This is a genomic window from Algoriphagus zhangzhouensis, from assembly GCF_900148515.1.
In the GTDB taxonomy this organism is placed as follows: domain Bacteria; phylum Bacteroidota; class Bacteroidia; order Cytophagales; family Cyclobacteriaceae; genus Algoriphagus; species Algoriphagus zhangzhouensis.
The window spans coordinates 1,378,475-1,401,618 of sequence record NZ_FRXN01000001.1; the positions used below are offsets into that span (position 1 = coordinate 1,378,475).

Here is a 23,144-nt window from a genome sequence, read left to right on the forward strand (position 1 = left end):
TGCACCCTGCTATATCATGGAACTACAAACCGAGTCTTCTAATTCTCTAGCCTCTCAGGAGTATTGGGAATCTGATTGGATAAATGATTGTTTCCATCTTTATCTTTTTCCAACACAAATGCATCATAAAGGTCTCCCCTTGCTGTAAAAGCCTTGTATTCCAATTTATTATCTTTGATTTGAATCCATTGGAATAACTGTGTATTAAAAGCTTTTCGATCCATCCATGGATCATTTCCCACATCGTACATTTTGGGACCAGCAACTGAAACCACGTACATTGGCCCTTCCCCCACTACATCTTTCCCATCACGGTTGATTACCCTTCCCCTAGCATAAGCATGATCATGGCCCTGAAGAACCAAATCCACTTTATATTTTTCCAATATTGGCTGGATAAACTCAATCATATCTTCATTGATCCGGTCTGGTTTGGTTGAGAAAATCGGATAATGGAAGGTAATCACAGTCCATTTCTTAGAATTTTCGGTCAGTATCTTTTCCAGCCACTCCACCTGAAGCATCTTTTTCTCTGGTATCTCATCAATCAATTCCGCATCCAAAGAGATTACTTTCAACTCAGGATAATTGACCTCATAAGCCACTTCTTCCAGTCCTTTGGGACCATTGGTCGGAAGATTGAATTGTGGTCTCCAGTGATGAGATAAAGTCACAGGGTTCTTGGCATATTCATGATTTCCCGGTGACATCATGATCGGGGTAGAAGAATGAATAAATCCTCCAGCTTCGAACCACTCTCCCCATTCATAATCAGAATCCTCATGGTTAATCAAGTCTCCTGCATAAAGCATAAAATCCACTCTTGGGTACTGAAAATAGGTTTCGCGAATCACCCTACTCCACATGGAAGCAACTTCATTTTGGGCATCTCCAAAATAAATAAAACTGACATCGTGATCATTTTCAGGCATTTTAAACTGAAACCACTCACTCCAATACCCCTCATTTCCTACACGATACACATAGGTTTCTCCAGCTGCTAATCCTTTTAAATCCACTTCATGATAATTCGCCTCTATTTCAGGCTCTTCATCTTGTTGAGTTTTTAGGTAAGAAGTAGTGGCTTTAATTTTTTGAGGAGAATCAGCATGTTCTGGACCATCCGTTGCCACAGCAAATTCCAAGAAAGATTCTTTCTCGCTACAAGCGGTTCTCCAATTGATACCCACTGAAGAAAGTGGATCTTCTGCCAAATTGAGGATTATCCTATCAGGCTGAGATGAAGGCAAATATTGGGGTTTGATGAGGATATTTTGATTGGACTGGGCAGATAGCGATCCTATCGAAATAAAAATAAGAAATGTAATCACTGACAAAATGAATACGGGACTAAAATTCCTACTTGAATTATAAGAACCTTGAAAAGTGCTAAGCATTTTATATTAAAAACCTTTGTTTGAAGAAATCAGGCTATTCTGTATTAGACTAATTCCAATTTTTATTAAACAACCATCACTGTCAATGAAATGATTCTTTGGGTTCTAATTTTTATCAATCAATTCTAATTGAATCCTTTTTATTGCTCCCAGCGCTACAATCTGCTCTCCATCCGAAACTTTACGGATCATTCCTGGCTTCCAAAAAGCTGGAATCACATGCTTTTCAATGGCATTTATCATCGTTTCCCAATAGCCAGGCAAGCGAAGTGTTCCACCTCCTAATGCAATTTCCACTGGATTGAAAAGATTGATAAGACCTGCAATGGCTAATCCCAAATTAAAACCACCCTCCTGAATGATTTGCAACACTTCAATTTCTCCTTCATGAGCTTTTCGAACCATTTCTGAAGCCGTTAATCCGAGTCTGTCAGCCATATATTGCCCGCCTGACATTTCATCCAATCGCCTGACTTCCCCATTGTTGAACATGGGAAAATAGCCTAACTCTCCGGCCCAGCCATCGGCACCTAAAACTGGCTTCCCTCCAGAAATCAGTGCAGCCCCAATTCCCGTCCCCACCATGATAACTCCACCTGAAAAAGAATCATCTTTTTCTCCAAATTCTTGGCTTAAAGCTGCTTTAATATCATTGCTCAACAATATCTGAAAAGGAAAATCCTGCCAATCTTTTTTCGGAGAAAATCCATTTAATAGGGGCAAAACATCACATTCTACAATCTGATTACTTTGAACCAATCCAGGGACTGCAATTCCAACAGCCTGAATCTCGAGCTGATTACTTTGAATAAAATCAAGGATAGCTGTTTTAAAATCTTTACTGGAAAAGCCCTTCCCTGTGAGGATTTTTTCTTGTATTTCTCCGCACAACAAAAGCATTTTGGTACCACCCAAATCAACTCCTAAGAATGAAAAATTATCCATATGTAATTTCTAAAAATCTAATTGCAATTAGGCCTAAAACTATATTCAATTCCAACCACTGTGGAATTTAAACTAGGCCTCAAAATAAACATTGCAAACTGATTTCCAATACTTAAAAAAGGAAGGATAATAGCCAAAAACTTTCTCAAACATCCAATCCCTTTGATGCTTCATTCCCTTATAATGCAGTACGGTTGGATGTTCTTTGAAATGGATTTGAGAATGGTATTTGGAATCAAAAACCTGGTCAAACTCACCGACCACCACTTGTATTTCTTGAATATTAGTAGATAGCTGAAGGATAAAATCAATTGTTTTTGGACTTACAGGGTACTTTTGAAAGAAACTGGGTTCCAAGAGCAAAACTCGATTAGAAGGTTGATCTGTCCCCCAATTAGGGTCAAGATTGTAAAAATTATAGATGAATATTGGCAGGTCAGGATTGATGCTAACTTTCTCTCCTTTGGACAAATCAGTGCTTAATTTCAAATCAATCAAATCTACCAATCCTTTAGGAATATCCCTCTCCTTCAAATCTTCATAGGAGCAATCCAGAAATGTATTCTCTTGTTCAAAACCAGAAAATCTATTGATGGTTTCTTGATTGACATAGTATTTTTTTGAGCTAAAGGTACCTGCTACCCATTGCCAACTCAAAGCATTGCTAGCCCAGTCCGCATCCAACAGATGATAATACATCCATTTCGCAGGAAGCATCCAATGGCTTTTACCCAAATTGCAGGCAAGACTAGCTACAAACATCCGGGTATGATTATGCATATATCCAGTTTGATAAAGTCGATCTATTCCATCATCTACAGCTTTTACCCAGGTATTTCTATTCACAATTGCGTACGGAATTTGAACATTGGAAACTCCATCTTGCTCTTGCTTGATATCCAAATTGACCTGATCCCCAATAGCCATCCAAACTTGCTGAAAGTAATCCCTCCAAGCCAATTCCTTCAGAAAGACATCTATCTGTTTGGGATCATATCCTCTATTTAAAACTGATTCGGCAATCTGCTTGGTTGAAATAACTCCTCTTGAAATATAAGGAGATAAATAAGTCACTTTCCCGTCTAAATAATTACGAGTCTTCCCATAGGCAATTGGATCGATTGATTCGACTTTAGCCAATATATCCTGGTAGTCAATCGCAAACATTTTAGCGCTTCGAAATTTTATTGTGACTAATAGATCTTTGCCTACTGCATTTAAATCGCTGGATATCTTCAGATCTTTTCATTTCGTGTTTCAAACTCACTTTTTGATTAACCCGCTTCCTCCAGAGCCTAAAACTGGATGGTTTTAATTCCTTTCTCATCAATTGAATCACCTCATTTTCCTCGACCCCAAACTGAGCAGCAATAGCATCAAAAGTGGTGCGATCTTCCCATGCCATTTCGATGATTCTATCTATCTCCCGATCGCTAAACTCTCGCTTGTCCTTTTTCATATCCCAAAAGATTAACGTATTGTCCCTATTCCTCCGTCAAGATGCAAAATTTGCCCAGTTATCCATTTACTTTTATCTCCCAGAAGAAACATAGCAGCATTTGCAATATCCTCAGGGCTACCTATGTCTTTTAATGGATGTCTTTGCGCATTGGCCTCTTTTTTTTCTGGAGTTGAAAGAATACTATGAGCCAAGGGAGTATCCGTTATCGAAGGAGCAATACAATTCACTCTGATTTTGGGAGCAAGTTCAGCTGATAGCGCCCGAGTCAAGCCCTCAATAGCACCTTTGCTGCTGCTAACCAAACTGTGAAAATTGAATCCATTTTGCACCGCTACGGTACTAAAAAGGACTATACTAGCCTGTTCTGATTTTTTCAGAGAAGGTAAACTGGCTTGAATAACTTTTACGGCACCAGTCACCTGCAATTGAAAGTCTTTGATGAAGTCTTCCTCCTTGAACCGATGAAATGGTTTCAGTTGAATAGATCCCGGACAATACACTAGACCATCCAATTTTTCTGGGATAAATGAAAAATCAAAATCCTCATCCAAGACATTCAAATAATGGACGCTAGATTTTGATGGAAGTTTTTGTGGCTGATTTTTATAATAGGTTCCTGTCACCTGATGTTCTTGTGCCAAGGTTGTAAAGATGGCTTGACCTATTCCAGAACTACAGCCTATTACCAAGTAATTTTTCATAGGGTAAAAACCCAGAGGATGTCTTTTTGTTTAGAGCTCTGATTCAAAAAAACTACCTTTATTCCATGGCAAAACAACCTGAAGTTTGGCTGAGAGGCCCTATCCCAGCTTATCCCCTTGAGTTACAACCCATCGCACATGCCGTATTGCAAGCTCAGGAAGAAATCCATCTATTGATGGAAAACTTTCCTTCGGAAAATCTTTGGGAAAAGCCTGCTGGCATGGCAAGTCCAGCTTTTCACATCAGGCATATTGGGGGCGTGTTGGAACGCATGTGTACTTATGCAAAAGCTGAGTCTCTGACCGAGGAGCAATTCACTTATTTAAAAGCTGAAGGAATACCGAACCAAGACCTTTCGACCAAGGACCTCCTTGATAGGCTTGACCTTCAGATTGCTTCATTTTTAGCCTTTCTTGAAAAAGTTGATCCCATGACATTGACAGAAAAAAGAGGGGTTGGGAGGGCTCAATTACCATCCACAGTTGGTGGATTGTTATTTCATGCAGCTGAGCACATGCAGCGACATTTTGGACAGTTGTTGGTGACTGTGAAGGTGATAGTTGATTTTAATTGATAAATAAAAAAGACGCAAGCTAAAACTCGCGTCTTTTACCATTTACCCAATCTATCTATTTTTTCTTTCTTCCATTACTTTCAGATAAGCATCCAAATATTTTTGATCATTTTGATCACTATCTCCATACTTCTCTCGGAGTTCTTGCAACCTTTCATGCATTTTTATTTTGATATCTTCATATTCTGGATCATCATAAACATTTCTCAATTCATTGGGATCTTTTTCAAGATCATAAAGCTCCCATTCATCGATATCATAATAAAAATGAATCAACTTATACCTTTTTGTTGCAACTCCATAGTGGCGTTTCACCATATGAACTGAAGGATATTCATAATAGGTATAATAAACGGCATCACGCCATTCCCCTGTTTTTCCAGATACTAGATTCCTAAATGATTCACCTTGCATTTCCTGAGGAGCTTGAATACCTGCATAGTCCAGTAATGTTGGTGCAAAATCAAGATTTTGAACCAACTTATCTATTTCAGTTCCAGCTTTGATTTCTTTTGGAAAACGAACCAACAAAGGAGTCCTAAATGATTGTTCATACATAAACCTTTTATCAAACCATCCATGTTCTCCTAGGTAAAATCCCTGATCTGAGGTATATACTACTATTGTATTTTCAGCAAGTCCATTTGCTTCTAAATAGTCCAAAACCTCTCCAACTCCATCATCCACGGATTTGATTGTTCTCAAATAATCCTTGATATACCTATTATATTTCCAGTGGGCTATTTCCCTTTTCTTCTCCGAACTGAAAGTGGATTCATCCCCTTTTCCAAAAGCCTCCTTAAATGCGTCGTTCTTAGGATCATAGGCAGCATTCCAGGCAGCCAATTGTTCTGGATTGAACCTAGCAAGTTCCCGGTCAAACCCTGTACTATCTCCATAGGGGTCTATTACCATTTTAAAATCATGTCCCCAAGATGCGTGCCCGTCTATTTCCATTTCCTGAGTTTTGGCTGCTGTTCCCCTACCTGCATAATTGGTTTCTTGATCAAAAAAAGTGGACGGTGGAGTAAAATCTTTATCATCATAAAGTGTAAGATATTCAGGTGCTGGCTTCCAATTCCTATGTGGAGCTTTTTGGTGGTACATCAATAGAAAAGGTTTCTCCTGATCTCTTCCTTCTTTCAACCATTTCAAAGCTTCCTCTGTAGTTATATCTGTGACATACCCCTCAAACCTTTTTCTTTCTCCATCGACCAAAAAATCCGGGTTGTAATAATTCCCTTGGCCGGGTAAAACCATAGAATAATCAAACCCTGTAGGAAGCCCATCTAAATGGATCTTTCCAATGAGAGCAGTTTGATATCCATTTGCTTGTAATAGTTTGGGGAAATTATCCTGCTCCCAATTGAAAGGTTGAACATTATCTACCTTCCCATTAACAAAACTGTGTTTACCAGTCAACAATACTGCTCTGGAGGGAGCACAAATTGAATTGGTTACGGTAGCTCGTGTAAATATCGCGCCTTCTTTAGCTATCCTATCTATATTGGGGGTCTCATTCAATCCATAACCATAGGCACTGATTGCTTGATAAGCATGATCATCAGACATTATAAAAATGATATTGGGTGGTTTCTGATCCTCTTCTTTTTCGGAAGTTGAACAACTTGAGCCCATATATGCCATGCCCGAAAATAATACGAGTATTAGTATTCTATATTTATTCATTTTTTGATCATTTAGCTTGATTGATTTTCCCTGGATCTCTTCTGTTTTTCCCCGGAACATTTTGTAAATCATCCCCTAGGTCCTGCCTTACTTCATCTGCCAAATCTTGCAATTCCTTTACAATTTCTGGAAATGACTCTTTTACATCATATCTCTCTCCAGGATCTCGCCTCAAATCAAAAAGGGACAGCCCTATTTCAGCTTGACCTACAGGCCCGTTCACCCCATCCACACCAGGTTCAAAACCCTCATATGTCCTATGACTATGAGGAAAAACCAGCTTCCAATTCCCTTTTCTTATAGCCTCCAAGGAGTTTTCTTGATAATAATAATTAAAGGTTTCCCGTGGATTTGCCTTTGGATCATTTACCAATAGGCCCAGTATGCTAACTCCATCGATTTTATTTTTTGGCAAAGACACCCCTAAGATTTCGGCAAATGTTGGCAAAAAATCTATCGTAGAAGCAAGCTTATTCATAACCGTCCCAGGAGGTATTTTTGCAGGCCATTTCATAATACAAGGAACTCGTTGTCCTCCTTCAAAAGAAGTTGCTTTCCCTTCTCTTAATCCACCAGTCGATCCGGAGTGATTTCCAAAATTGAACCAAGGGCCATTATCTGAAGTAAAAATGACCAGCGTATTATCTGAAAGTCCATTTTCTTCCAATGTTCTAACAATCTCACCTACTGACCAATCTATTTCCATTAGAACATCTCCAAAAAGGCCTTGTTTGCTCTTGCCTTTAAATTTCTCTGAAACTGCCAATGGAACATGTGGCATTGAATGAGGTACAACCAAAAGAAATGGTCTATTTCTATTTTCATTGATAAACCTGATAGATTCTTCGGTATATCTTGTTGTGAGTTTTGCCTGATCAGCTAAATCTTTCACGTATGAAAATATAGTATCACCTGCCATCAATGGTAGCTCAGGATAACTTGCCTTTCGAGCATGAGTTTCGGGAGTTGCCAACTTCATATCATAGGTCCATTTCCACATATCATTGGAATAGGGCAATCCTACAAACTCATCAAAGCCTTGTTGACTGGGTAAAAAAGGCTTCAAATGACCTAGATGCCATTTCCCAAATAGTGCTGTTTTATAATCACCAGCTTTTTTAACCAATTCGGCTATGGTTTCCTCCTCAGGATTTAAACCAATTGTAGCATGGGGATTTAATGCCCCACTCATTCCCAACCTATTAGGATAGGTACCAGTCATTATCCCTGCACGAGAGGCACTACAAATTGCTTGAGCTACTTCAAAATTTGTAAATCTCATCCCATCTGCAGCAAGCTGATCGAGATTAGGAGTTTCGAAATCCAAAGCTCCATAACTACCCAAATCTCCATAACCTAAATCATCAGCATAGACCAATACGATATTTGGGAGATCTTTTTCTTGAGCATTCAGAGTCGATGAAAAAAAGAAAAGAACCAAAATCCCAATGAGCTGATTGAGATACCATGGAAAGGTCAAAGTGAAATTAACCTTCCCATGGGATTTTGATAAAAACATTAATAACCAGGGTTTTGAGTTAATAATGGATTTAGGTCAATCTCTCTTTGAGGAATTGGCATCAAAATCATATGATCTCCTATATTCTGAGCGATTTCAACCTTGTTTGATTCGGCAACACCTGCTTCATAAGCAGCATGGTCTTTCATTCTTTCTACAAACCTTCCTGTTCTTACCAAATCAAACCATCTATGCCCTTCCATTGCCAGCTCTTTGTGCCTTTCTTCATAGATTATTTCACGGAGTTCATCCTGGTTTCCGGTTGATTCATTGTAGTCGGGGGATTGATGCGCTCTTTCAATAATCCGATTCACCTGAACCAAAGCAAGGCTTGACTGTCCAATCTCATTCAAGGCTTCTGCATACATTAAAATGGCGTCTGCATAACGAATGACATGCATGTTGGCATCACTGTTATTGGGGTTGGTTTCATTTTCCTCCCAATATTTAGTGAAAATTGGAATTGTTGAAGTATGGATCGATCCATCAATCAAACTGACAAAATCCTTTCTGAATGTCCCCGCTTTTCTTTGGTCATCATTATCAAATCTATCATATAGATCTCTTGTTGGAATGTCAGCTTCGTTTGAATTGACTAGTCCCAGAACAGCGAAACCACCAGGCAGTGAATATTTAGGACCTTGAAGCACCATAGCGGCATTCCCATTTCCCGGAGGATCCATAAATTCAATACTAAATACCATTTCCTTCCCATTTTCAGTGGCAGCATTCCAATTATCTCTGAAATTTTCATGAAGGCCATACCCATATTCACCTTCATTATTGATCACTTCTGCCAATTTTTCCGATGCTTTCGAAAATTCATGTCTTGTTAGATAGACTTTTCCCAATAGGATTTTTGCAGCTCCTTTCGTAGCTCTTCCCATATCCTTTTCAGCATAACTAACAGGAAGATTCGATTCTGCATCTTGTAAATCTGAAATAATCAGGCTGTACACATCTTCTACGGGAGACCTAGCAACTAATGCATCATTAACGGATTCCAATTTGGTAACTAGTGGTACATCACCATAAAACCGAACCAGGTTGAAATAAAACAATGCTCTCAAGAACTTAGCTTCAGATACCAATCTAGCCTTCACGGTCTCATCCATTTCGATAGTAGGAATATTGATAATTGCCGTATTGGCCCTTGCGATTGCCGAATAATTCTGAAGCCACATTTCACGTGCAAATTGATTTTGCGAAGTGTGTCTTAAATATTCCAGATTTTGAAGAAATTGATTAGGCATCCCCAATCCATTTTTCTCAGTATCTGCCGGCAAATCACATAAGATGAACATATTTCGCTCATAAATGTCAAACAGTTTTGCATAAGCAGCTGTTACCGCCGCTTCTGCATCTGACTGACTGCTGTAAAAATTCCCTACCACGTATCGATCAACGGGTGATTCTTTCAGAAATTCATCCATGCAGGATGTCAAAAAGAAAGTCAGGGATAGTATAAAGAGATATTTTATATTTTTCATGATTCTCAGATCCATTATTGAATATTCAGTTTAACTCCAACCATAAAAGTTCTAGACTGTGGATAGCCTCCAAAGTCCTCGCCCAATTCCAGATTTGAGGCACCTCTGTAACTCACTTCAGGGTCGTAACCGGTATAATTGGTAAAGGTCAACAGGTTTTGTCCAGTTGCATAAATCTTCATTCCGCTCAAAACTTTGGAATCCGAGTAAGGAAAAGTATATCCTAAAGTCAATGTCTTGATCTTTGCATAAGAGCCATCATGAATAAATGCATCACTAAATACTGCTGACCGATTGGTAGTAGCAACTGGGTAAATTGCACTTGGATTACTTGGAGTCCAACGATCCACTAACTTCTGGTAAACATTTTGTCCTCCTGAAGGAAGCAGCAGTTCCATTTCATTGTAATTAAAAATGTCTCCACCCTTTGAAAACTGGGTAAACACATTTAACTCAAAACCTTTATAGGAAAATGTATTTGTAAATCCTCCATAAAAATCAGGATTGGGATCACCAATGATCTGTCTATCATAAGTAGCATTCACCAGTCCATCTGGTACTCCGTTCGGACCACTGATATCTTTATATCTTCTACCCCCTATCCAATTTGTAGGTCCAACAGGGCCTGCAGCCAATTCTTCACTATTCTGAATGATACCATCAGTTACATACCCATAAAACAAACCTATCGGCTGACCAACAACCAATCGGTGAACAGATCCGGTTTTTAAATGACCATCATTGGTTCCTACATCCTTGTATTGTTCGCCTCCTAATTCAATAATCTTGTTTTTATTGAAAGAAATATTGAATGATGAGGTCCATCTAAATTCTGCTTTGGCAACAATATCTGCCTCAATCATTAATTCAACTCCCTTATTTTGCATACTTCCAATATTTTGAAGAGAGGAAGCAAAACCAGAAACATATGGAACTGAAACATCATAAATTAAATCGGTTGTTTTCTTCAGGTAGTAATCTGCTGTGAACCGAAGTCTTTCATCAAAAAATCCAAAGTCAAGCCCAAAATCAAATTGGCCTGTTTTTTCCCATTTCAAATCTGGATTTGGAATAGAGTTGGGAAAAAAGCCTGTCACCAAGTTTCTTCCCAACGTATAGGTTGTATTTGATAAAGTTGGAAGTGAATTGAACAATCCGATTTCCTGATTCCCAGTCACACCATAACTGACTCTAGTTTTCAGGTTGGAAAACACTCTTGATCCTTTCATGAAATCCTCCTCGATAACCCTCCACGCCAAAGCCCCAGAAGGGAAAAAAGCATATTTGTTATTATCACCGAAACGAGATGATCCGTCAATTCTTCCATTCAGGGACAAAAGGTATCTCTCTTTCATGTTATAGCTAACCCTACCCAAATAAGAGACCAAACTCCACTCGGTTTTTGAAGAGCTTGGTTGATTATAGGTAGATCCAGACCCAAGAGAATTTTCCTCCAAAACATTATTGACATAATTTTGAGATGAGGCACCAAACCCTTCAAAAAAGTTCTTCTGGAAAGTGATACCTCCTAAAACAGAAAAGGAATGATCATCATTGAGTTTCTTATTCCAGTTCAGGGTATTTTCATTCAACCAATTGGTTGTATAACCTCCGTTTATCCTGGCAACTGCAATACCGCCTGATTCAAAAATATTTGAAGGAATAAACGTATCAAATTTTGTATTTGTCAAGTCAGTACCAATTGAAACTTTAGCTGTCAAATCCGGAATAAATTCCCATTCACCGTAAAGATTTCCCAAGACCCGGGTCATCGCGCTTTCTCTCACTTGCTCTTTAGCGGAAGCTACAGGATTGGGATAGATGAGTCCAGGACTGTTTACTTGAGTATAAACCCCCAAAGCTTCATCGGAATAGACTGGAAGAACAGGGTTAAATTTCATTGCGCCGGTTACTACACCACCAGTTCCACCGGCATCTGTTGGAACAGCTCTTGAATCTGTCCTGCTAATATTTACATTGGTACCAACCCGAAATTTGTCAGAAATATCTCTGGTCAAATTAATTCTGGCAGAATACCTTTTAAATCCAGAATTGATGATTACACCCTCCTGATTGAAATAATTACCGGAAATAGAGTAATTGGTTTTTTTATCCCCACCTGAAAATGAAAGTTGGTAATTCTGAATTGGAGCACTGCGGAAAATTTCATCCTGCCAATCAGTTCCTTTAGGATTCGCCTGCAATTCTGCCATTTTACTACTATCGTAAACTGGGTTCAGTCCATCATTTGTATAAGCTTCATTGACTAAAGTTGCATACTCATAGGCATTCATTACATCAATCTTCTTTGCTACATTCTGCACCCCATAATAGGCATCAAAAGTAATTTGATCTTTGCCTTCCTTTCCACTTTTTGTTGTGATCAAAACCACGCCATTTGCAGCTCTAGCACCATAAATAGCTGTAGCTGAGGCATCTTTCAGGATTTCAATAGACTCAATATCAGCAGGATTGATCGTTGCAAGACCACTCATTCGTGCATTCCCTCCTGTTTGACCATATCCTGAACCGCTATAGACTGGGAATCCATCAATCACATACAATGGTTCATTCCCACCTTGTAAAGAACTGGATCCTCTAATTCGAATAGAAGCAACAGCTCCTGGCATACCTGAAGTCTGGGTAACCATTACACCAGAGGCACGCCCTACCAAACCTTGATCAATGGAGGTAATTGGTGTTTGCTGAATCTCTGTTGCCTTGACTGATGAAACAGACCCTGTCAAATCACTTTTTTTCACAGCCCCATAGCCGATTACAACAACTTCTTCCAAAGACTTGGTATCATCAGATAATTGAACGTTTAATGAAGATGAGTTACCTACAGTTACTTCCTGAGTGGAAAAGCCCACAAAACTGAATATCAAAACATCTCCTGCATCTGCCTCAATTGAATATGAACCATCAAGGTCGGTAACAGTACCTATTGTGGTTCCCTTTTTAAGAATTGTTACACCAGGCAAAGGAAGTCCCGATGCATCAGCCACAACTCCGGTAATTTCTTTGTCCTCTTCCTCTAACTGAATTCTTACTTTCTCATTCTGATAATCAATGGGACGAACATGAATATTCTCATTAATCTGAATAAAGGACAAGCCAGTTTGGTGGACAAGTTTTGTCAGAACTTCATATAAGTTTTCGTTCTGAACATTTAAGTCAACTTTTTGATCCAAATCAACCTTACCATTATTATAAGTAAACTTGAATTTGGTTTGATTCTCGATTATCGAGAAAATCTTTGGAAGTTTTGTTTGCTCCTGATTAACAGTTACAAAGACTTCGTCAATAGTTTTTCGCTGAGCTTTGCCATCATTTGCGAGCAAAAGGCTTACAAAGAATAACTGGAAAGCAAACGCATATAGTATTCTTTTTGACAGCATAAGTAATTGTCTTAGTATCGATTTTTTCATACAATTGTGAAGATTTAAGTGTGCAAATACTTGATCAGCATGCCTTTGTCGGGGTCATAACCCAAAGGCCTGCCATTAAGTAGTGTCCAGCCCCTGCCAGGGCAGGCACTACTTTTCTTACTTTCAAAAGATTGCCTGTCTATAGAAAGTAATCCCTGTATACAACTAGTGCGATTTTTTTAATTTCTGAAAATCTCTTCTTGGAAGACAAGAGAGATACTAGCTCCCAGAAATTCTCATGTTTTATAAAAGTGAATTTTCATTGTTTTTTGGTTTTGGGTTATTTATTAATTGAGTATTCTTATTTAGATTCTAAATAGGCAGGTCTCATTTGCGAAAAATATGAACAACCTTTCCTTCTATGGAATAGCGGATACCTGAGGTTTGACTGATTCCTTCCAGGACATTTTCAAGACTTTCATTAAAATAAATCCCTGAGTATGCCCAAGAATCAAGAAATTTACCAGTCACATTTATCTCCACCCCATACCATGATTCTAGCTTTGATGTCACTTGAATCATATTTGATTTTTTAAAAACCAGATACTTATCCTTCCATCCGGCAATTTCTAAAGAATCAAAATCTTCCTTTAAATATTTACCATTATTGGAAATCGTAAGCATCTCCATAGGATTGAGTATCATCCGGTTGCCAAATGGATCATTGACTTTGACTTTCCCTGTCAACAAAGCCACAGACAATCCGATTTGAGAAGAATTCACATTAAAAGTCGTCCCTAATACCTCTATAACTGCTTCAGGTGTATGTACTCTAAATGGCCGGTTCTCATGATTTACATCAAAAAATGCCTCTCCTTCCAAATAAATGTTTCGAACTGAATCTGAAAAGGTAGGAGAAAAAGTCAGTTTTGCTCCAGAATTTAAAAAAACCTTACTCCCATCTTCTAAAGTGAGACTTGTTTTCATCCCCTTTGGAACTTCTTTGGACACTAATTCTACCGATGCCTGTGAGCTTTCTAATGGCTGATTCTTTTTTATAACTTCTAAATATAAAATCCATCCAACCACAAATACCAAAACAAAAATCGCTACTTGTCTAAAACTGAAGAGCCATTTCCATTTCGGTTTTTTTTCAGGATCATTCTCTATTTGATTATCAGCACGTACGATATCTATAAAAAGCTGTGTATAGGCACTGTCAGAAATCTCAGGAACAGGAGCATATTGAAAAACTCTAATCAGTTGAGATGCTTCAAGGATAATTGAGCTTTTTTGAGGATGCTCTTTGAGCCATTTCTCCCAAAAATGGGAATTGTCATCTTCAGGGCACTTGACCCATTGGATAAAGAACTCATCTGCCAGAAAATCCTCCAACAAATAACTTTCGTATTTCATATAGTCCTTTTTCAAATCCATTAGCTTCCTGATTTAGATTTAAAAGAAGACCTTAATATTCCCAAAGCTCTATAAACCAATTTCCTGGCATATTTGGCATCTTTCAACTCCATGAGTTCTGCCACTTCCTTATAGCTAAAGCCCTCAACATAAAGAAGTAATAATGCTTGCCTTTGTCTCTCTGTTAAAAATTTTAGTGCAACATTCAATTGCTCCCTGTGCTGAGAATCAGTCTCATAATCAATCAATCTTGACTCAAAAGAAAGTTCAATCAAAAACAGGTTTTCATTTTCCAATGAGATTTCATTGCTGCTTTTGTGAATTTGTTTAAAAATATCTCTTTGAAGAGATTTATATAGATAGGATTTGACTTTGGCTACTTTTTCCAGCTTTCCTCTCATCTTTCTCAATCGGATAAAAAGGTTCTGAATACAATCTTTAACCAAACCTTGGTCATGTGTGAGTTGGCAACCGTATCGCATCAACAATGGAGTATACACCCTGAATAAATAATTAAAGGCCTTCTCATCCCCTAAATCAAATTCTCTCCAAATTTCTGATTCACTCTTGGAATCAATAATTTGAACCGATTCCTTTAATGCAAAAGGCCGTGATTGATTTAAAAAACTATTCTGGGTCTTATTGTTCATCGAAAGTAAAACGTTAAAAAAACGCCATTCAATCCTTTTGGTCCAACTCCCTTAAGAACTCTAGTATTCAAAAAGTACTTTTTGCTCCTAAAATCGCCTTCAACTAAATAGAGTCAATAAAAAGAAATATGACCCCATGAAAATTTACTTTTCTTTTGAAATCTCCATTTTTTCACTAAATCAATCAAATTTTATAGAATTTTTACACTGTTTTTACTCAATATTCAAAACATTAATTAAACAATGCTTTTCAAAATACTAAAACTCCCAATAGACATCCCCATAACCTTTCCTGCTCTTCCCCGTTCATTCTGGAAATTGCATTTTGATCGTTTTCAGAATTGAAACCCAACATTACATATAGCCTTTCCTACTTTTTTGAAGCTATTTCTCACTTTATGGAAGGGCTTTCATTTTCCAATTCATTTGGGAATAGTCAATTATCCACTTTAATATCTTATTCCTACAAGGGCTAAGATCTTCTAATTTTTTCTTCTTAATCATGAGCGAATACCTAGCTACCTCTTTCTGTAAACCCAATAGTCTTTCTAGAAGAGGGAAGTTCTATATCCTCCTGTTTTCATGTAACAAGGCCTTTATCAATCTGCTCTCCTGTCAGTAGGCAAGGAGAGCATTCCTTCTTTTTTCGAAGGCCAATTCCCAATTGGTGTACCAGCGTATGTGCGCAATGGGAGAGGTACACCCTTTTCTATCTAAAAATATCACACATGAAACTACAATTAAAAGAATCAGATTACCTGATTATTAGATCCTTAATAACTAATTCCAAAACCCAAATCCCTCTAAATGAAAAACTGAAACTTGAAGAGGAAATTCAAAAAAGCAGAATCATCAAAGACAGGAATTTCCCACCGGATGTAGTATGCCTGGGATGCCGGGTAGAAATTCTGGATCTGAACTCCATGATAAAAAATACGCTCATCATAGTACTTCCCGAGGAGGCTCGGATCAAAGAACAGAAAGTATCCCTCTTTGCACCCCTGGCTATTGCCCTTTTGGGTGAAAAAGAAGGCCAAATCATTCAGTGGAAAGTCCAAAGAGGAACCTTGAGATTAAAAATCATCAAAGTAGAGCAAGCAGTGGATTAAATAAAACACAAAAAAAAGAGGTTAGCTTTCCGATTCAAGGAAAGGCTAACCTCTTTCAATAAATTCTAAATGTAATTTTTAACCCATCACCAAAGCAGACTTACTCTGGATCTGCTCATATACTCCATCCCACAATTCAATTCTCTTTTGAAGTGATTTTATAACTGCAATTTCAACCTCAGTCCACTTTTGCTCATCGTCTCCACAAAGGTTTTCTGTCATCTGCAAAGCCAAATGGCTATGATGATCTCCATCCACTTCGATGTGTCTTTCAAGGTAATATTTAAAAATAGAAACCTGCTCAGGGAATTTTGCATGCATGTCTTTTACAATAGACAAGAACATTCCAGGAATCAGATCCTCTCTCCCGAAAGTGAAAACAGCAGCATTCAGGTAATCTTTCTCTCTTGAGATAATGTCAAAAGTATAATTCACAAAATCCAAAGCATTCTGTGGAGCTTTGGAAGCATGACCTGCCAATTCAAAATCACCTGAACGCTGAAGGGTATGTAAGAAATTCTCTATAGGCTCCACATCTGCACCGCACTGTACCATGGCGTCCAGATACATTTCATAGTGACTCTTTCTATTTCCTGACGCATCGACATCCGACTCTTCTCCGTTCACGATCTCATTGATCAAAAAACGTGTTTCCGGATCACCAACAGGATACCAAGGAACTGAAGTACAAGTCAATTGATTTTGTAACGCCTTAAGGAGTGACATAAAATCCCATACGGCAAAAACGTGGGATTGCATAAATAACTGCAGATCCTCTAAATCCTGAATGGCTGCGTATACTTTGTGGTTAATGATTTCTTGCCTATACGGCTCAATTGCTTCTTGAATTTTTTGTATCTGAGAGGTCATGAACTTTTAGTGCTAAATTTTACTATTGATGCAAACCCTAATAGTGGTGGAAGGGTTCAAGGATTTTTGTTCCATTCTCAGTATCAGGTTATTTATTTGATGATAGGAACAATGAAGCAATCTACTTTTCCCACTGATAAACACAGAATAATCCACAGATTTTCGCAGATTCTATCTCGCTATAGGCTTATCTCACTGACCTAAAGGAAGTATATCTTAGCGAAGCTATATCTTCAAAATATTTCGCGAAGCGTATTTCATTAGATTTTTAGCTTTTGACCCAAACCGGCAGAAAATGTCCGAAGACATTTTCAAGCCAATTCAAGCAAAAGACTTCTAGTCTTTCAAATAATATAATTAGCCACACCGCCATCCACTCTCAAGGCTGCGCCATTGGTTGCTGAAGACAAAGGACTGGCTATATAGGTCACCATATTTGCTACTTCTTCAGCTTCTGCAAATCGCTGGATCAATGAGGTAGGTCTTCTATTCGCAAAGAAATCCTCCAAAACAGCATCTACTGTCGTGTTGTTTTCTTTGGCTGCATTTTCCAGCTCATTGATATTGGCCCGGCTATATGTCGGGCCAGGAAGAACCGAATTGACTGTTACATTACTTCCCTTACTCAATCTGGCCAAGCCTCTTGAAACTGCCAGCTGAGCTGTTTTGCTAAATCCATAATGCAGCATTTCGGTAGGAATATTCAAAGCAGATTCACTTGAAATGAAGATGATTCTCCCCTCATTTTTCTCCATCATTTTAGGGAAGTAATGTCTGGAAAGGCGAACCCCACTCATCACATTGATTTCAAACATTTCAAACCATTCTTCGTCCGTGATTTCTTCAAATTCCACTTGATTGAATATCCCCACGTTGTTTACTAGAATATCCACTTCAGGCACTTCCAAAAGTAATTGGAGAATATCATCCTTTTTAGAAAAGTCCGCTGCTACCCCTATTATTGACTCGTTCCCAGTTTCTTCTATTAATGCCTTCACGGCTTCATCCACAGCACTTTGCTTTCTTCCGTTCAAAATTACTTTTGCTCCCTCTGCAGCTAGTCCTTTAGCTATGGCATATCCTATCCCTGCTGTTGAGCCTGTGACTAAAGCGTTTTTTCCTGTCAGTTGTAAATCCATGTTTTTGTGATTGGTATTATTAAGGTTTAAAATCTATTTGATCTGAAATAAAAATCGATGTAACGGATCCTTGTTTTTGATTTCTCAGATTAAGAATGAAACAGTCAAGCAAGGATCAGGAGTTCCTATCCCCTCCTATTTGTCGCAAAACACCTCTATCCTACAAGGAGAATTACCTAAATTTCAATCCTTTAAAAATCAATTTTAACCCCAGAAAAAAATGGCTCAGATTAACCCCCATATAAACTTTAATGGTAATGCAGAAGAAGCTTTTACCTTTTATAAATCCGCTTTTGGCGGTGAGTTCTCAAAAATCATTCGCTTTAAAGAATTGTCTGGACCAGAATTCCCTATTGCAGAGAAAGAGGCCAATAAAATTATGCACATTGAATTACCTATTGGAAGCTGCAAATTGATGGGAAATGATGTTCCTGAAATATTGGGAAGAACCAATGAAAATGAAAACAGAAGCAAAATTTCAATAGACACAAGGAGTAAAGAGGAAGCCGATCGGATATTCAATGGACTTTCAGAAGGAGGTAAGATTGAAATGCCCATGGACAATAGCCCCTGGGGTACTTACTTTGGAATGTTCAGAGACAAATACGGAATCGAATGGATGGTGAGTTTTGATCCAAAAGGATAAAAAAAAGCACCACAGAATCCCGTGGTGCTTTTACTCTCAAACGAAATAGATCAATTCTATTTCTGGGGGCTAGCAAATATTTTATTTCTTCTCTTTCTTGAAATCTCCGTTTTTGAATACCAAAGCTTCTTTGATATTGGCCAAAATAGCCTCATAGGCTTCTCCGTTGCCATCTTCATTATTTGGTCCCACTTCAATTAAACCATCCAAATTTCCATCTGAAACAAGAGTTGGTGACACTCCCTCTAGGAATTTATCCATGAAGAAAGTCAACAAAAGTTCTTGAGAACCTTCCACTTCCAGCCCTTGGTTAAACTGAAATACAACTTCATCTTCCAAATCGATATACATGACTGCAGGAACTCCAAACCAAGTAGCTTTGGTCACTACTGAATTACCATAGATATCATCTTCTTCTGGGACATCCATAGCTTTTACCAAGTCAAAAGTCACTTTACCATAGACTCCATTATATGCCAATCCAGAAGCAACAGGAGCAACATAAATTTGTCCATCCTCTACAAGAGTCAATACAACGGGATCTTTTTCTTTGATATGGATGACACTAGGTTTATCCTTTCCTTTATCCTTATTCTTTCCCTTATCCTTGTCCTGACCTTTCAGCATCATTTTCAGGTTGTCAATTGAGATAGTCACATCTGTGATCTCAAAGTTTCCATATACGAGATTGCTTATTCTGGCATTGGGATCGTCAGTACTGTTCCCTACAGTTGCAGAAATAGTAACTTGACTTTCTCCTTCAACTATTTGAGTATCTTCATTTTCGGCACAAGACCACATGAGGGTTGCTGCGGATGTCGCAATCATCCAAGTTTTCCAATTTTTGAGTGTTTCCATTTTTTGGTTTGATTAGGTATTGATTAAACTTTATTTAAGGGTTATATCTTTAATTAGTTGTACCACCAATTTCTTTCCATTTGATATTGGAAAATTCACCATTTCGAACCTCTATAAAAGTCCCATTATACTGATCCTCAGCATCAAATTGAAAGGTTCCTGAAATGGTTTGATTTAGAGTATCAAAGGATGTCACCGTGAGGTTCATCAGGTTGGCATGATTGGAGCTAGCCTTAAAAACAGTATCTGCTTCATTTTTGGAAGAACGCTCTTCAACTCCTCCCATTACACCTTCAAAATAACCTACAATCTCCTCATTGTAGATCCATTCTTCCATCGGTTCATTTGTTTGAACCACATCGAGAGACTTCCCTGCCAACTTAAATCCCACAGCTCTAGCCCCTCCTTGATATTGACTGACTCCAAAAACAGTCAACAAAAAAGTCCCATTTTCTCTTTTCATTTCAGCAATGATAAAATCCATGGCCGCCAAGCTTTGGTTTCCGGCCGCTTCAAAGTCTTCCCCATTGACGACACATTCAATTTTTCCATTTTTATCACTTTCAGGAAAAATATCCTGAACTAGATCACAGCCACTTACTATATGTAGGGCTCCTAGAATAAAAAGCACCACAATGAAACGGTAGAAATGAAATTTCATAAAAACTCATTTTAATAGGTTGTAAATAGGCTTTATAAGACTGGTTATTTCTGGTACAATATTCCTCAATCTGTTGGGCTTACTAACAATCTTTCTTTCATTTCAATTTCTTCAAATGGCTATTAAGGCTATTTAAAGAGATATAAAAGAATCTCTACTATTATAACTCATATCTTATGCCAATACAGCATAAAAAAAAAACAATTCATTAATTAAAAAACACCTATATCAATATATTGAATTTCAGAGACTTAAATAAAAAAATTAAGTTTTTTATAGAAAATAAACTATAGAAATAAAATAAAAAACAATAAACCTAATACATAATACTAAAAAGAACATTTAAAACTAAAACAAATATTAAAATATATATTTAACTAAACCCTATATAAATCCTTTACAAATCAATCAGCCAATAAATTAGGTAACCTAACAAAACATCATCTAGAAAAGTCTAATATGAAGAATTTGTAAATTCACACAGATGAAGAAGAGAATTCCGATTGAATTCCTACTTTTAGATTCTTTTATTCAACCAAATCAATAAACCTCAATGTCAAAGTTTTTCGCTTTCGCTTTATCATTTTTCATGATTTCAATTTCCACCTTTTCCCAAAGTAACTTCAACAAAAACAAGGTCATAGCTCATAGAGGGGCTTGGAAAGCAAATAATCTCCCACAGAACTCCCTTGCTTCCCTTGACCAGGCTGTGGCATTGGGTTGCGAAGGTTCAGAGTTTGATGTTTGGATGACTTCCGATGGGAAATTAGTCGTAAACCATGATGCTGATCATGAAGGATTACCTATAGAGACTACAACATTCAAAGAATTAAGAAAACATAAACTTGCTAATGGTGAAAAAATCCCAACCATTGAGGAATACCTGAAACGGGGATTGAAACAAGATGGAACAAAATTGATATTTGAAATCAAACCATCTAAAATCAGTACTGAAAGAAGTGAGGAGTTAGCAGCAAAAAGTGTAGCAGCAGTCAAGAAAATGAAAGCTGAAAAATGGGTGGATTACATCACTTTTAGCTACGAAGCAGGTTTAAAAGTAATAGAGTTAGATCCGAATGCGAATGTCGCATACCTAACAGGAAATAAAAGTCCTCAAGAATTGAAGGACGCAGGATTTTTTGGATTTGATTATAATATTAGGGTTTTAAAAGATAAGCCAGAATGGATCAAAGAAGCCCAGGAATTAGGATTGACAGTGAATGCTTGGACTGTTAATAGCAAAGAAGATCTTGAATGGCTATTGGATCAAAAACCTGATTTCATTACAACTGATCAACCAGAATTACTTTTTGAGATTTTGAGAAACAGATAGAGAAATCTGAAGGTTGAAATCAGAAATCAGAGGGCTCAAAGGCGAAAGCTGAAAGCATTCGAGTTGTTAGAGGTTGGATGTCGGGAGGTAGGAAGTTGGAAGTTAAATCCTAAGGGGGAAATCAGAAGTCTAAAATCAGAAAGCTGAAAAGCCCTGAAGGGCTCAACTTTGAATAGCCCTACCAGAGGTAGGCAGGCCCGTGGTTTTAACCCGGGTATTAATAAAACAAATGGCCAATTCTCTCGGCCACGAGATATAAATTGACCGATTGGCATTTTGCCGAGAAGGGGACGAAAACATCGTTTCATTAATCCATTGAAATTTCCATTTTGGAGAAAATCAACATTGGGCTTAAGCTTGTTGTTTCTTAAATTATTCACCACAGAGATACAGAGAACGCTGAGGTTTCATGGAGATTTTTTTCAAATGCCTTTTCCCAAATCCCTCCCGATAATTATCGGGATCCCTAATATCGAACATCGAATAATGAATGTTGAATTCCGATCCGCGATAGAAATCGGGAACGAGATCGCTGACTCCAGCAGCTTGGTACTTGATACATTGTACTTTGTACTTTGTACTAGTTACTTGATACTTGCTTCTTGGTTCTAAACTCTCGGTTCTTGGTTCTAAAAATTACCACATAACCACTGGTCTGCTATCATCCGGTTCATTGTCTCTGAACAGGCTGAAGACCGCCGTGAACTCATGGATCTGGCCCGGTAGATTGTAGGAGTAGCCTCCCATCGGGAACTCATACACATAGCCGATTCTCAATCTCTTGGTCACCACTCCCAGCTGCATATTGGTCGCGAAGTCCAGTCGGTGACCTCCTCCGACCCAAATCTTATTCATCAACAACACTTTCAGATTGAATTCGGTCAGGTCAGGTAAGCCCTTCTGGCTTCTGTAAAAGGCATTTGTGATCACTGCCAGATTCGGACTGATCGCTTCCCTGAAGCCCGCCTGGATCATCTTCGCTGCCGGGTAGCCATCCATAAACTCATCCCCTGAGGTGATCTTGCCTCCGTTCACCCGGTGCATCCCGTAGCTGACATAGTATTTGGCATGAGTCAAAGCGATCCCCAAATTGAAGTCCACAATGTTCATGTTGGAGAACTGACCGATGTATTGCCCCAAGGTCTGGTCGTTCTGTTCTTCCGTGGTCAGCGCATTCCCATCCAGTCTGATGCTCTGATAGCTCACTCCCGCTCCAAGTCTCAGATTGTGCTTTTCTGTCAAGCGGATTCTGGAGGCATAGTTCAGCATCAGCTCGGTTTCACGGAATGCTCCATAGGTATCATGCAGCAGGT

General features: G+C 38.3%; 20 protein-coding genes. 4 read left to right on the forward strand and 16 right to left on the reverse strand.

Translation table 11 applies throughout. The features are described 5' to 3' along the window. Positions 1 to 38 precede the first annotated feature (38 nt). From BUF13_RS05825 to BUF13_RS05845, 5 genes are all read right to left on the reverse strand, one after another. Entirely contained in the window at positions 39 to 1,250 is a 1,212-nt protein-coding gene (locus BUF13_RS05825) for a purple acid phosphatase family protein (protein WP_243839705.1), read from the reverse strand. A 252-nt stretch (positions 1,251 to 1,502) separates the two neighbouring features. Beyond that, a complete protein-coding gene (locus BUF13_RS05830; RefSeq protein WP_073570765.1) occupies positions 1,503 to 2,342 on the reverse strand; it encodes an ROK family protein in 840 nt (279 codons plus the stop codon). Between the two features lie 72 nt (positions 2,343 to 2,414). Next, positions 2,415 to 3,509, reverse strand: coding sequence for an FAD-binding domain-containing protein (locus tag BUF13_RS05835; RefSeq protein ID WP_073570766.1), 1,095 nt, complete (start codon positions 3,507 to 3,509; stop codon positions 2,415 to 2,417). 1 nt (position 3,510) lies between these two features. Then, positions 3,511 to 3,801, reverse strand: a complete 291-nt coding sequence (locus BUF13_RS05840; RefSeq protein WP_073570767.1) for a TIGR03643 family protein — start codon at positions 3,799 to 3,801, stop codon at positions 3,511 to 3,513. A gap of 11 nt (positions 3,802 to 3,812) precedes the next feature. Then, positions 3,813 to 4,505, reverse strand: a complete 693-nt coding sequence (locus BUF13_RS05845) for an SDR family NAD(P)-dependent oxidoreductase (protein WP_073570768.1) — start codon at positions 4,503 to 4,505, stop codon at positions 3,813 to 3,815. A gap of 65 nt (positions 4,506 to 4,570) precedes the next feature. On the opposite strand from BUF13_RS05845, the gene BUF13_RS05850 reads away from it, so the two are divergent. Continuing rightward, complete coding sequence (locus BUF13_RS05850; protein ID WP_073570873.1) at positions 4,571 to 5,080, forward strand: DinB family protein; 510 nt, start codon at positions 4,571 to 4,573, stop codon at positions 5,078 to 5,080. A gap of 51 nt (positions 5,081 to 5,131) precedes the next feature. Here BUF13_RS05850 and BUF13_RS05855 read toward each other — a convergent pair whose 3' ends face one another. From BUF13_RS05855 to BUF13_RS05880, 6 genes are all read right to left on the reverse strand, one after another. Continuing rightward, positions 5,132 to 6,769 (reverse strand): sulfatase family protein, encoded by a 1,638-nt coding sequence (locus tag BUF13_RS05855; protein WP_073570874.1) that lies wholly within the window; start codon positions 6,767 to 6,769, stop codon positions 5,132 to 5,134. A gap of 7 nt (positions 6,770 to 6,776) precedes the next feature. Continuing rightward, on the reverse strand, positions 6,777 to 8,288 hold the full coding sequence (locus BUF13_RS05860; RefSeq protein WP_083586382.1) for a sulfatase family protein: 1,512 nt from the start codon (positions 8,286 to 8,288) through the stop codon (positions 6,777 to 6,779). Next, complete coding sequence (locus tag BUF13_RS05865) at positions 8,288 to 9,778, reverse strand: RagB/SusD family nutrient uptake outer membrane protein (RefSeq protein ID WP_073570876.1); 1,491 nt, start codon at positions 9,776 to 9,778, stop codon at positions 8,288 to 8,290. Before BUF13_RS05865 ends, BUF13_RS05860 begins: the two co-directional genes overlap by 1 nt. A gap of 14 nt (positions 9,779 to 9,792) precedes the next feature. After that, positions 9,793 to 13,209, reverse strand: a complete 3,417-nt coding sequence (locus BUF13_RS05870) for a TonB-dependent receptor (protein ID WP_243839706.1) — start codon at positions 13,207 to 13,209, stop codon at positions 9,793 to 9,795. A gap of 327 nt (positions 13,210 to 13,536) precedes the next feature. After that, positions 13,537 to 14,586 (reverse strand): FecR family protein, encoded by a 1,050-nt coding sequence (locus BUF13_RS05875; protein WP_083586384.1) that lies wholly within the window; start codon positions 14,584 to 14,586, stop codon positions 13,537 to 13,539. Continuing rightward, positions 14,586 to 15,215 (reverse strand): RNA polymerase sigma factor, encoded by a 630-nt coding sequence (locus BUF13_RS05880; RefSeq protein ID WP_073570769.1) that lies wholly within the window; start codon positions 15,213 to 15,215, stop codon positions 14,586 to 14,588. The genes BUF13_RS05875 and BUF13_RS05880 overlap by 1 nt, the downstream gene beginning before the upstream one ends. Positions 15,216 to 15,943: 728 nt before the next feature. Between BUF13_RS05880 and BUF13_RS05885 the strand changes: the two genes are divergently transcribed. Then, the gene (locus tag BUF13_RS05885; RefSeq protein WP_073570770.1) at positions 15,944 to 16,324 is read left to right on the forward strand and encodes a GreA/GreB family elongation factor; all 381 of its coding nucleotides are present in this window, start codon (positions 15,944 to 15,946) and stop codon (positions 16,322 to 16,324) included. 78 nt (positions 16,325 to 16,402) lie between these two features. Here the strand turns inward: BUF13_RS05885 and BUF13_RS05890 are convergent, their stop codons facing one another. Together BUF13_RS05890 and BUF13_RS05895 are read right to left on the reverse strand one after the other, a co-directional pair. Next, positions 16,403 to 17,194, reverse strand: coding sequence for a DUF3050 domain-containing protein (locus BUF13_RS05890; RefSeq protein WP_073570771.1), 792 nt, complete (start codon positions 17,192 to 17,194; stop codon positions 16,403 to 16,405). A gap of 344 nt (positions 17,195 to 17,538) precedes the next feature. Further along, the gene (locus BUF13_RS05895; protein WP_073570772.1) at positions 17,539 to 18,333 is read right to left on the reverse strand and encodes an SDR family NAD(P)-dependent oxidoreductase; all 795 of its coding nucleotides are present in this window, start codon (positions 18,331 to 18,333) and stop codon (positions 17,539 to 17,541) included. Positions 18,334 to 18,553: 220 nt separating this feature from the next. Here BUF13_RS05895 and BUF13_RS05900 point away from each other — a divergent pair, with 220 nt between their 5' ends. Further along, positions 18,554 to 18,979, forward strand: coding sequence for a VOC family protein (locus tag BUF13_RS05900; RefSeq protein WP_073570773.1), 426 nt, complete (start codon positions 18,554 to 18,556; stop codon positions 18,977 to 18,979). Between the two features lie 81 nt (positions 18,980 to 19,060). Here the strand turns inward: BUF13_RS05900 and BUF13_RS05905 are convergent, their stop codons facing one another. Together BUF13_RS05905 and BUF13_RS05910 are read right to left on the reverse strand one after the other, a co-directional pair. Then, positions 19,061 to 19,837, reverse strand: coding sequence for a hypothetical protein (locus BUF13_RS05905; RefSeq protein WP_073570774.1), 777 nt, complete (start codon positions 19,835 to 19,837; stop codon positions 19,061 to 19,063). 49 nt (positions 19,838 to 19,886) lie between these two features. Next, complete coding sequence (locus tag BUF13_RS05910) at positions 19,887 to 20,498, reverse strand: hypothetical protein (protein WP_073570775.1); 612 nt, start codon at positions 20,496 to 20,498, stop codon at positions 19,887 to 19,889. Positions 20,499 to 21,051: 553 nt separating this feature from the next. Between BUF13_RS05910 and BUF13_RS05915 the strand changes: the two genes are divergently transcribed. Continuing rightward, positions 21,052 to 21,831 (forward strand): glycerophosphodiester phosphodiesterase, encoded by a 780-nt coding sequence (locus BUF13_RS05915; RefSeq protein WP_073570776.1) that lies wholly within the window; start codon positions 21,052 to 21,054, stop codon positions 21,829 to 21,831. 636 nt (positions 21,832 to 22,467) lie between these two features. On the opposite strand, the gene BUF13_RS05920 is transcribed toward BUF13_RS05915, so the two are convergent. Continuing rightward, the coding region (locus BUF13_RS05920; protein ID WP_073570777.1) for a PorP/SprF family type IX secretion system membrane protein at positions 22,468 to 23,144 on the reverse strand (677 nt) is incomplete at its 5' end.

What these genes read in the sequence shown, in the direction of transcription:
- BUF13_RS05830 (WP_073570765.1), bottom strand. Translation starts at nt 2,342, where the DNA reads ATGGATAATTTTTCATTCTTAGGAGTTGATTTGGGTGGTACCAAAATG.
- BUF13_RS05835 (WP_073570766.1), bottom strand. Translation starts at nt 3,509, where the DNA reads ATGTTTGCGATTGACTACCAGGATATATTGGCTAAAGTCGAATCAATC.
- BUF13_RS05840 (WP_073570767.1), bottom strand. Translation starts at nt 3,801, where the DNA reads ATGAAAAAGGACAAGCGAGAGTTTAGCGATCGGGAGATAGATAGAATC.
- BUF13_RS05845 (WP_073570768.1), bottom strand. Translation starts at nt 4,505, where the DNA reads ATGAAAAATTACTTGGTAATAGGCTGTAGTTCTGGAATAGGTCAAGCC.
- BUF13_RS05850 (WP_073570873.1), top strand. Translation starts at nt 4,571, where the DNA reads ATGGCAAAACAACCTGAAGTTTGGCTGAGAGGCCCTATCCCAGCTTAT.
- BUF13_RS05855 (WP_073570874.1), bottom strand. Translation starts at nt 6,769, where the DNA reads ATGAATAAATATAGAATACTAATACTCGTATTATTTTCGGGCATGGCA.
- BUF13_RS05860 (WP_083586382.1), bottom strand. Translation starts at nt 8,288, where the DNA reads ATGTTTTTATCAAAATCCCATGGGAAGGTTAATTTCACTTTGACCTTT.
- BUF13_RS05865 (WP_073570876.1), bottom strand. Translation starts at nt 9,778, where the DNA reads ATGAAAAATATAAAATATCTCTTTATACTATCCCTGACTTTCTTTTTG.
- BUF13_RS05870 (WP_243839706.1), bottom strand. Translation starts at nt 13,209, where the DNA reads ATGAAAAAATCGATACTAAGACAATTACTTATGCTGTCAAAAAGAATA.
- BUF13_RS05875 (WP_083586384.1), bottom strand. Translation starts at nt 14,586, where the DNA reads ATGGATTTGAAAAAGGACTATATGAAATACGAAAGTTATTTGTTGGAG.
- BUF13_RS05880 (WP_073570769.1), bottom strand. Translation starts at nt 15,215, where the DNA reads ATGAACAATAAGACCCAGAATAGTTTTTTAAATCAATCACGGCCTTTT.
- BUF13_RS05885 (WP_073570770.1), top strand. Translation starts at nt 15,944, where the DNA reads ATGAAACTACAATTAAAAGAATCAGATTACCTGATTATTAGATCCTTA.
- BUF13_RS05890 (WP_073570771.1), bottom strand. Translation starts at nt 17,194, where the DNA reads ATGACCTCTCAGATACAAAAAATTCAAGAAGCAATTGAGCCGTATAGG.
- BUF13_RS05895 (WP_073570772.1), bottom strand. Translation starts at nt 18,333, where the DNA reads ATGGATTTACAACTGACAGGAAAAAACGCTTTAGTCACAGGCTCAACA.
- BUF13_RS05900 (WP_073570773.1), top strand. Translation starts at nt 18,554, where the DNA reads ATGGCTCAGATTAACCCCCATATAAACTTTAATGGTAATGCAGAAGAA.
- BUF13_RS05905 (WP_073570774.1), bottom strand. Translation starts at nt 19,837, where the DNA reads ATGGAAACACTCAAAAATTGGAAAACTTGGATGATTGCGACATCCGCA.
- BUF13_RS05910 (WP_073570775.1), bottom strand. Translation starts at nt 20,498, where the DNA reads ATGAAATTTCATTTCTACCGTTTCATTGTGGTGCTTTTTATTCTAGGA.
- BUF13_RS05915 (WP_073570776.1), top strand. Translation starts at nt 21,052, where the DNA reads ATGTCAAAGTTTTTCGCTTTCGCTTTATCATTTTTCATGATTTCAATT.